9 protein-coding genes are annotated in these 9,747 nt (G+C 67.0%); 1 reads left to right on the forward strand and 8 read right to left on the reverse strand.

All coding sequences use genetic code 11. The annotated features are described in order from the left end of the window. The first annotated feature begins 17 nt into the window (after nucleotides 1-17). On the forward strand, nucleotides 18-776 hold the full coding sequence (locus LZ017_RS20440) for a 3-hydroxyacyl-CoA dehydrogenase (RefSeq protein ID WP_241398777.1): 759 nt from the start codon (nucleotides 18-20) through the stop codon (nucleotides 774-776). A gap of 116 nt (nucleotides 777-892) precedes the next feature. On the opposite strand, the gene LZ017_RS20445 is transcribed toward LZ017_RS20440, so the two are convergent. From LZ017_RS20445 to LZ017_RS20480, 8 genes are all read right to left on the reverse strand, one after another. After that, nucleotides 893-2,137: a hypothetical protein gene (locus tag LZ017_RS20445; RefSeq protein ID WP_241398778.1), complete on the reverse strand. Its 1,245-nt coding sequence runs from the start codon at nucleotides 2,135-2,137 to the stop codon at nucleotides 893-895. A gap of 76 nt (nucleotides 2,138-2,213) precedes the next feature. Continuing rightward, complete coding sequence (locus LZ017_RS20450) at nucleotides 2,214-2,645, reverse strand: biopolymer transporter ExbD (RefSeq protein WP_241398779.1); 432 nt, start codon at nucleotides 2,643-2,645, stop codon at nucleotides 2,214-2,216. A gap of 15 nt (nucleotides 2,646-2,660) precedes the next feature. Continuing rightward, nucleotides 2,661-3,089 carry a biopolymer transporter ExbD gene (locus tag LZ017_RS20455; protein WP_241398780.1) on the reverse strand — a complete coding sequence of 143 codons (429 nt, stop codon included), beginning with the start codon at nucleotides 3,087-3,089 and terminating at the stop codon, nucleotides 2,661-2,663. A gap of 24 nt (nucleotides 3,090-3,113) precedes the next feature. Beyond that, nucleotides 3,114-3,965: a MotA/TolQ/ExbB proton channel family protein gene (locus LZ017_RS20460; RefSeq protein WP_241398814.1), complete on the reverse strand. Its 852-nt coding sequence runs from the start codon at nucleotides 3,963-3,965 to the stop codon at nucleotides 3,114-3,116. Between the two features lie 123 nt (nucleotides 3,966-4,088). Further along, a complete protein-coding gene (locus LZ017_RS20465) occupies nucleotides 4,089-4,733 on the reverse strand; it encodes an ABC transporter substrate-binding protein (protein WP_241398817.1) in 645 nt (214 codons plus the stop codon). 642 nt (nucleotides 4,734-5,375) lie between these two features. Next, entirely contained in the window at nucleotides 5,376-7,253 is a 1,878-nt protein-coding gene (locus tag LZ017_RS20470) for an ABC transporter ATP-binding protein (protein ID WP_241398781.1), read from the reverse strand. 14 nt (nucleotides 7,254-7,267) lie between these two features. Next, entirely contained in the window at nucleotides 7,268-8,743 is a 1,476-nt protein-coding gene (locus tag LZ017_RS20475; RefSeq protein WP_241398782.1) for an ABC transporter permease, read from the reverse strand. A 15-nt stretch (nucleotides 8,744-8,758) separates the two neighbouring features. After that, entirely contained in the window at nucleotides 8,759-9,742 is a 984-nt protein-coding gene (locus tag LZ017_RS20480; RefSeq protein WP_241398783.1) for an ABC transporter permease, read from the reverse strand. Nucleotides 9,743-9,747: the final 5 nt, after the last annotated feature.

Below are 9,747 nucleotides of genomic sequence, written 5' to 3' on the forward strand. Positions count from 1 at the left end.
GGAGCTAGGAGACAGACATGGAAATCGCAGGCAAGGTCTTCATCGTCACGGGCGGCGCATCCGGCCTGGGCGAAGGCACGGCCCGCATGCTGACGCGTGAAGGCGGCAAGGTCGTGATCGCCGACCTGCAGGTGGAACGCGGCGAGGCCCTCGCGGCCGAGCTGGGCGGCGCCTTCGTGAAGTGCGACGTCAGCCAGGAGGCCGACGGCCAGGCCGTCGTGGCCAAGGCCCTGTCCATGGGCAAGCTGATGGGTCTGGTGAACTGTGCCGGCATCGCCCCGGCCGCCAAGACCGTGGGCAAGGACGGCGCACACTCGCTGTCGCTGTTCGCCAAGGTGCTCACCGTCAACCTGGTCGGCAGCTTCAACATGATCCGTCTGGCCGCCGAAGCGATGAGCAAGAACGAACCGGAAGCCACCGGCGAGCGCGGCGTGATGATCTCCACCGCCTCGGTCGCGGCCTTCGACGGCCAGATGGGCCAGGCCGCCTATGCCGCCTCCAAGGGCGGCGTCGTCGGCATGACCCTGCCCATCGCGCGCGACCTGGCGCGCAACGGCATCCGCAACATGACCATCGCCCCCGGCATCTTCGGCACGCCCATGCTGTTCGGCATGCCCCAAGAAGTCCAGGACGCGCTGGCCGCCAGCGTGCCCTTCCCTTCGCGCCTGGGCCGGCCCGAGGACTATGCCAAGCTGGTGCACCAGATCATCACCAACGACATGCTCAATGGCGAGGTGATCCGCCTGGACGGCGCGATCCGCATGCAGCCGCGCTGAGCGCAGGCCCGCGCGCCCCAACGGGCCGCGCCAATGCAAAAAGGCCTCCCGCAGGGGAGGCCTTTTCTATGTGCCCGAGGGTGGCAGGGGCCCACCCCGGGTCAGCCCACGAGGACTTACTTCTTGGCGCTGCGCGCGTGCACGATCCACAGGCGGGCCAGGTCGGCGCTGCCGTCGTTGCCCTTCACGCCACGCCAGGTCTGCTGTGCCTTGCCGGCATCGCCGGCCAGGAACTGGGCCAGGCCGAGATAGAGCTTGGCATCTTCCGGACGCTTCAGGTTGTCCTTGGCGATGCCTTCCTCGACCAGCTTGACGCCCTTGGCGCCCTCGCCGCGGTAGGCCAGCGCCAAACCCAGCTTGATCAGCCCATCGCCTTCCTTGGCGTCGCGTGCATCCTTCTCGGCCGCGGCCTGGCCGGCCTTGGCTTCCTCGATGCGCTTGACCAGCAGGTCGGCCAGACGCTTCTGACGCGCGGCCTCGGCGCCCTGGCCGAGCACGCCGGCGGCGAAGCCCTTGTCCATCACCTTCTTGCCCTCTTCGGGGAAGCCGGCCTGGGCGGACAGCTGAGCCATCTCCATGTAATCGTTGGCGTCGCGCAGGTTGTCCGTCGCCAGGCGCAGGCGATAGACGTCCAGCGTGAAGCGCGGCGAAAAGCCCTTGCGGCTCTGCATCGAGCCCAGCACCTGGGCCCACAGCTGCTTGGTCGGGTAGTAGTTCAGCAGCTTGTCGACAGCCAGCGCCTCGGTCGCGGTGTCGCCCTTCTTGCTCGCGGCGCTCAGCAACAGATTGAGCTTCTGCTGCGACGGCGTGCGGCCGGCCTTCTCGTCAGCCTGGATCTCGGCCAGCGTTTCCTTCAGCACGGCGCCGACGTCACCGGAGTTCCACTGCGAATAGGACTGCACCTGCTTGACCGTGGGGCTGTTGCCGCCGGCGGCGAAGTAGCGGTTGGCCCAGTCCAGCGCCTTGGCGTGGTTGTTGGCGCGCGAATAGGTGCCGGCGATGGACTCCATCATCTGCAGCTGCTGCGCCTGCGACAGGCGGCCCGAGGCCTTCAGCGCCTCATAGCCCTTGACCATCTGGTCGGCATCGCCGGTGCGCGAGGCCGCAGCCACGCGCATCTGCTCCAGTGCCGCGTTCTCGTCGGCATTGCGGCCGCTGACGCCCTCGGCCTCGCGGACCTTGGCGAGCGCTTCCGCGCCCTTGCCGGCCTTCAGCAGGTCGCCCGCCGCCTTCAGATGCTTGCCCACGTCGGGGCGCACCTGCGCCTGCGCCTGGCCCAGGCCCAGCCGACCCTGCGGTGCATTGCCCAGCACCAGCGCTGCGGCACCCACGGCCACCGAGGCCAAAGTCTTCAATTTCATCAGGTTCTCTCCTGCAACGAAAAACGCGCCACCCTTGCGGGCAGCGCGTTCACTGTATCAAGCGTTCAGACCGCCATCAGTTCAGGAACTGCTCGTTCCCGACCATGGCCATCTTCTTGACGCCCAGGCGCTGCGCCGCCGCCATCACCGCGGCCACGTTGCCGTACTCAACCAGCTTGTTGGGCTTGATGTGCACCTCGGGCTGGTCTGGCTCGGCGACGACCTGGGACAGCTTGGCTTCCAGGTCCGCATGGTTGGCAACCGGCGTGCCGTCCCACATCACCGTGCCGTCGAAGTCGATGAAGACCTCGTGCACGATGGGATCCTTCAGCGGCTGCTGGTTGCTCGGTGGCGGCATGTCCAGGTTGATCGAGTGCAGCTGGATGGGGATGGTGATGATCAGCATCACCAGCAGCACCAGCATCACGTCGATCAGCGGCGTCGTGTTGACGTCCAGCATCACGTCCGCTTCATCGCCGCCCGAGGAGTTACCAACATTCATTCCCATGGTTCAACTCCTTGTTCAGCCACCCCGAGCCGGCGGCTCGGTGACGAACTTGACCTGCATGATGCCGGCGCGCTGGCACGCCACCATCACCTTGCCGACGTTCTCGTAACGCGACTTGTCGTCGCCACGGATATGCACTTCCGGCTGCGGATTCAGGACAGACACCTTCTTCAGGCGCTCCACCAGGGCCTCGGTATCAGGCACCAGGCTCACGCCCCAGTAGATGTCCCCGTCCTTGGTCACCGCGATTTCAATGTTCTCCGGCTTGGTGACGCGGACCGCATTGGTCTCTTTCGGCAGGGTCACCCCCACCGACTGCGTCACCACCGGCACGGTGATCAGGAAGATGATCAACAACACCAGCATCACGTCCACGAGGGGCGTGGTGTTGATGGTCGAGACCACCTCGTCTTCGCCGCCGGACGAACCGACGTTCATCCCCATGATGAGTCTCCGGGTGGCTTGGGATTAACGACCGGCAACCTTGCGGTTGCCCATCAGCACGCCGTGCAGGTCGGCAGCAAAGGCACGCACTTGCGACATCACGGCCTTGTTGCGGTTGACCAGCCAGTTGTAGCCCAGCACGGCGGGAACGGCGACGGCCAGACCGATGGCGGTCATGATCAGCGCGGCGCCCACGGGGCCGGCCACCTTGTCGATCGAAGCCTGGCCAGCCACGCCGATCTGGGTCAGGGCTTGCAGAATGCCCCACACGGTACCGAACAGGCCGATGAAGGGAGAGGTCGAACCCACGGTCGCCAGGAAGCCCAGGCCGCCTTGCAGACGCGAGTTCACTTCGCCGACGGCGCGGTCGATGTTCATCGTCACCCAGGTGTTGTGGTCGATGTTTTCGGTCAGCGCGCCTTCATGGTGCTCCGAAGCGTCCACGCCGGTCTGGGCGATGTAGCGGAAAGCGCCGGTTTCGCTCAGGCTCTTCAGGCCTTCTTGCAGGCTGGCCTTCTTGAAGAAGGAGGCGCGCACTTCCTTGGCTTCCTTGTTCAGCTTGGCGGTATCCCACAGGCGGATGAACAGGATGTACCAGGAGCCCATGGACATGATGGCCAGGATCACCAGAACGGCCTGGTCCACGGTGTTGCCGTGGGCAATGATGTTGCCCAGGCTGTAGGGGTTGTCTTTCTTCTCGGTGGCAGCGGCAGCGGCGGGAGCGGCAGCCTCGGCAACGGGAGCAGCAGTCTGTTCGGCGGGAGCGGCAGAGGCGGCGGACGCCTGCTGGTCTTGAGCATGGGCCACCAGGGGCGACACGGCCAGGGTCGCGGCACAAGCCACAGCCGCAATCAAGGCAGAGATACGAGAGATCATGGAGTTAGCTCCTACGCAAAAAGATCTGGCGATCTGGAATACGGGGTTAGGGCTGGAGCGCCTGACGGTGTCCCGGGACAGGCACCCCATGCGGGGAAGCGGGGCTCATGCGGCCCCGCCGGCTTAATCGATGTTGAAGACGAATTCCTGTTCGAACACGTGATCGCCCGGACATTCGTAGGTGTCCGTCAGCGCGCTGACCACGGCAGCGCGCAGAGCACGCTCGGCCTTGCGGTCGTTGGCGCCACGGATCACGGCCAGCTCCACGCTGGTGACACGGCCCGCCTTCACGGTGGCGGTCGCCTTGTACTCGGCACGGCCGGCCCAGTTCACCGCGGGAATGTCAGGCTTGCCCATCTTGGTGCAGACCATGGCGGCGGTGATCTTCGCGGGACGCGGTGCGGGAGCGGCGACCGGCGCGGGGGTCGGGTTGGTCGGCGCCACCGTGTTGGTCGGCGGCGGCGTCGTGCTCTGCACGGCCACCGCGGCCATGGGCGGCGGCGGCGCCGTCACGGTCACCTCGGGCGGCGGCACGAAAGGCGGCGGCGGGGCCTTCAGATCGGGCGGGGGCGGCACCACCTTCTCGGGCGGGGGCGGCGGCTTGACCTTCTCCTCGACCACCTTCACGTCGATCGGACCCTTGACGGCCTCGACCACCTTGGTGGCCAGGCCGCTGGCCAGCGCCCAGACGATCAGCACGTGAATCAAGATCACGATGCCGAATCCGGTCAGACGCGAACCGGCCTTCTGGTCTTGCGCAAAGTTCATGCGCGCTCCTTCATCAAACTGCGAAACACTTTCATCGAGACACTGGAGGGGAAAGTTCGCTCGACACAGCGGCTACGCTGCTCACGGCCGTCACCCCGAGTTAGAAGCGACTCTTGCCGGCGTTGCGGGAGGACGGAACCCCATCTAGGCAGCCAACGGGCTGCTGGATGAGGCGACCCCATGCAGGATGGACAGAAAGACTCAACACTCTGGGCACGGTACGGACCCGATCAAAGCAACAAAAATGCCCGCTGGCTTTTGACCACGGGCCTCTCAAGCAAAGTGACGCGTAGAACGGCTACACCTTTCACCTAGCTTGCGCAGCCCAAATCATAAACGAGCGTCAGCTGGGCTCAAGCATGGGGCTTACCCCAGGCTTTAACGAAGCTTACGCAGCTCGCCAATCCGGACAACCAACGCATCTCTGCACCGGTATTTGGTATTTTAGTGGTATGCGAACACACGACCACCCGGGCACCATATAGGGATTTCCCGCGACCGACAGTCTATACGCACAGCCGTAGGGGGTTGGCGTCTCGGCGCCCCACTTCGCCAGCACGCAAGAACAGGCGACGCTCGCGCCGCTGCGCGCACACAGCCACGGGTACCGGCCAACGGCAACCGTTTGCGCTTCAGGGTCTTTCAGGCGGTCATGCGCGGCACCGCGGCCAGCAGGCGCCGCGTGTAGGGCTGCGACGCGGCCGAAAGCACCTCGCCCGCCGGACCGGACTCGACGATACGGCCGCGCTCCATCACCGCCACCTCGTCGGCGATGTACTCCACAACGCCGATGTTGTGCGTGATGAAGAGGTAGGCCAGCCCATGGCTGCGTTGCAGTGCCTTCAGCAGGTTCAGGATCTGCGCCTGCACGGACACGTCCAGCGCCGAGGTCGGTTCGTCGCAGACGATCAGGCGTGGCTGCACCGCCAGCGCGCGCGCGATCGCGATGCGCTGGCGCTGGCCACCAGAGAACTCGTGCGGGAAACGCTGCAACGCGTCGCGGCGCAGGCCGACCTGGTCCACCAGCTCCTGCAACAGGCGCAGGCGGGCCGGCCCGTCCAGCTCGGGGCGCAGTGCCAGCAGCCCTTCCTCCAGCAGATCCTGCACGCGCAGGCGCGGATTCAGCGAGGCGAACGGGTCCTGAAACACGATTTGAACCTGCCGGCGAGCCGCCTTCAGTGCCGCGCCCTCAAGCTGGAACAGGTCCACCGGCGCATCGCCGGCGTGCAGCAGCGCCTGCCCCGAAACCTCGGCCCGCCCGCGCAGCAGCTGCACGATGGCCTTGCCCGAGGTGGTCTTGCCGCAGCCCGATTCGCCGACCAGGGCCAGCGTACGGCCCGGCTCGATCGCATACGACACTCCGTCGACCGCCTCGAAGACGCGCGCGGGCTGCCCCATCAGCGTGCGCGACAGCACATAGCGCACGCGCAGATCGCGCACCTCCAGCAGCGGGCGGGCGGCCGCGTCCTGCGCCACGCTGGCTGGCGCAAAATCGGCCGCCTCAGCCCGGGCGGCGGTCTCCGGCTTTTGCAGTGGCTCGCTGTAGGGCTCGCTGTAGGGCTCGCTGTAGGCCAGGCAGCGAACCTGCCGCCCGGACTCGCCCCCCAAGGCCGTCAGCGCAGGCCGGCGGCTGGCGCAATGCCGCATCGCCTGGTCGCAGCGCGGCGCGAAGCGGCAGCCGGGGAAACGCTGCCACAGCGGCGGCACGGTGCCGGCAATCGCCGCAAGCCGCTCGCCGCGGCGCTGCGCATCGGGCAGCGCCTGCAGCAGCAGCCGCGCATAGGGATGGCGCGGCGCGGCGAAGAACTGCGCCGCCGAGGCTTGCTCGACGATCTGCCCGGCATACATCAGCGCCACCTGGTGCGCCATGCCCGCGACCACCGCCAGATCATGCGTGATCAGCAGCAGCCCCAGCCCGCGCTCGCGCTGCAGCTCTTTCAGCAGGGCCAGGATCTGCGCCTGTATCGTCACGTCCAGCGCCGTCGTCGGCTCGTCGGCGATCAGGAAGTCCGGCTCGGCCGCCAGCATCATCGCGATCATCACGCGCTGCTTCTGGCCGCCGGACAGCCGGAAGGGATGGTCCCGCAAACGTCGCTCCGGCTCCGGCAGGCCCACGCGGTGCAGCCACTCCAGCGCCTTGGCGCGCGCGGCCTCGCCACGCAGCTCGGTATGCGCCTGGATCGCCTCGACCAGTTGGTCGCCCACGCGCATCACCGGATTCAGGCTGGTGCCCGGCTCCTGAAAAATCATCGCAATGCGACCGCCGCGGACCTGACGCATGCGCGCCTCGCTGAGGTCGAACAAATCCTCGCCGTCCAGCATCAGGCGGCCGCCGGCGATGCGGCCGTTGTCGGGCAGCAGTCGCATCAGCGCCAACGCGGTCATGCTCTTGCCGCAGCCGGACTCGCCCACCAGCGCAAAAGTCTGTCCACGCGACAGTGTGAGGCTGATGCCGTCGATCGCGCGGACCAGCCCCGCGTCGGCGTCCAGTTCGACCCGCAGGTCTTCGATGCTCAGCATGCCCTGCTCTTCCATCAGCCGGTGCCTTCCTCGGCGGCGCGGCGCTGCGCCAGCCATCGCGGACGCAGCTTGCGCGAGCGCGGATCGAAGGCGTCGCGCACCCCGTCGGCGAACAGGTTGGCCGCCAGCACCAGGCTCACCATGGCCCCGAAGGCGGCGGCGAAGCTCCACCAGACGATGGGCTCGCGCGACATCTCCGAGCGCGCCAGGTTGATCATGCCGCCGAAGCTGTTCATGTCGGGATCCACCCCCACGCCCACGTAGGTCAGCACCGCCTCGTAGAGGATGAGTTCGGAGAAGCTCAGCACCACGCTGATCAGCAGCAGGTGCAGCACATTGGGACCAATGTGGCGCAGCATGATGCGGCCATGCGAAACGCCGAAGGCGGTGGCCGCCTGCACGAAGTCCAGCTCGCTGAGCTTCAAGGTTTCGGCGCGTATCAGCCGGCACAGCTGGGCCCAGCCGGTCAGGCCCAGGATCGCGCAGAGCAGGAAGATCTTCAGGTCGGCCCGCTCCGCGCTGGTCTCGAACAACTCGCTGTGCTGGTCCAGGAAGACCTGCAGCATCAGCACGCAGGCGGCGATCAGCAGCACATTGGGCACCGAGGACAGCACGGTGTAGACATACTGGATCAGCTCGTCCACCCAGCCCTTGAAGTAGCCCGCCAAGATGCCCAGCACCAGCGCGAACGGCAAGGTGGCCAACGTCGACAGCGCGCCGATCACGAAGGCCGTGCGCACGCTCTTGAGCGCCTGGTAGAGCACGTCGTTGCCGGTGCGGTCGGTGCCGAACACATGGTAGTGGCCCATCAGCGCGACCACCGGGCCGGCCAGCAGCAGCAGAACGCAGACCGTCAGCCAGGCCGCGCGCCACGGCAGCTCGGTGTGGTCGCCCAGCAGCTGGAAAATCGCCTGGCGCCAGCCCGCCGCGTGCCAGGGCCGTGGCGCCAGCGCCGCGACGAACAGCAGCAGCGCCAGGCCACAGCCCGCCAGCGCGCCGGCCAGCCCCGCCAACGCACGCCGTGCGAGGTCGGCGGCCCAGGCCTGGCGCAGCTGCGACTCGGTCCCATCCAGATGCGCGCCGCCATGGGCCAGCCGCGGGTGCTCGCGCACGATCCGTCCATCATCCAGCGACACCGCCTCCTTGCTGAAGCCGCGGTAGGCCAGCGGCGCGGAATAGCTGGATTCACGCATGCCGATCTGGCGCGCCAGCGCCAGGTCCAGCAACGATTCGGTCCGCGTGCTGTAGAACAGGGTCTGGCCCGCGCCGCCGTCCAGCGCGCGGCGCAGGTGCAGGCTGTCCAGCGCGGCCACGGCCAGAAAGGCCAGCAGCACGATGCCGGCGCTCATCGCGGCCGGATCGCGCAGCACCCGGCGCCAGTTGGCGCGCAGATGCGGCACCCGCCACAGGCGCAGTCCATAGCCCAGCAGCGCGGCGAACAGCAGCCACAGCGCCACATCGGTCCAGAGCACGACGATCTTGAAGCCCATGTCCCTCTCCGCCGTTCAGGTCAGCCTGACGCGCGGATCCACCCAGGTGTAGACCAGGTCGATCAGCGCGTTGCTCGCGATGGTCAGCAGCGCACCGAGGAAGACCATGGTGCGCACGATGGCGAAGTCCTGCCCGGTGATCGCCTCGATGACGAAGGCGCCCAGACCGGGAATGCCAAAGAAGCTCTCGAACACCAGACTGCCCAGGAAGACATAGGGCAGATAGGCGCCTGCGCTGGTGATGATGGGGATCAGCGCGTTGCGCAACACATGGCGCACCAGCACCGCGGGCTCCGACAAGCCCTTGGCCCGCGCGGTGCGCACGTAGTCCTTGCCCACCTCCTCCAGCAGCATCGCGCGGTAGAGCCGCGCCTCGCCGCCCAGCCGTGACAGCAGCGACAACAGCACCGGCAGCGCCAGGAACTTGAAGGCGTCCAGCCCCGGCTCATAGCCGTTGATCGGCACCAGGCGCAGCACGCGCGAGAACAAGTACTGGCCGACGATGATGTAGAACAGGCTGGAGATGGACAGCATCAGCACGCAGGCGACCACGCCCCAGAAGTCGATGCGCGAATGGCGAAAGAACACCAGCAGCAGCGAGAAGCCCACGCTGACGATCAGCTGCAGCACGAAGATGGGAATGGCCAGCTGCAGGCTCACCCCCATGCGTTGCTTCACCTCGTGGCCAATGTCCACGGCCTGGCGCGCATCGGAGCGACCGAAGTTCAGCAGCATCAGCGAGACCGAACGCTCCCACAGAATCGTGTGCGTGAGCCGCTCAGCGCCGCGGGCCTGCGCGTCCCAGACCAGCGGCTTGTCATAGCCGCGCTCGGCCTTCCACTTGTCGATCTGCTCCTGGGTCACGCGCTTGCCGCCGATGTTCAGGCGTGCCATGTCGTCGGGCGTGTTGACCGTGAAAAAGAGAAAGAAGGTCAGCAGGTTCACGCCGACCAGGATCAGCAGGCCGTAGCCGGCCCGGCGCATCAGGTACTTGAACATAGGAG

This window comes from Pelomonas sp. CA6, from assembly GCF_022549225.1.
Taxonomy (GTDB): domain Bacteria; phylum Pseudomonadota; class Gammaproteobacteria; order Burkholderiales; family Burkholderiaceae_C; genus Roseateles.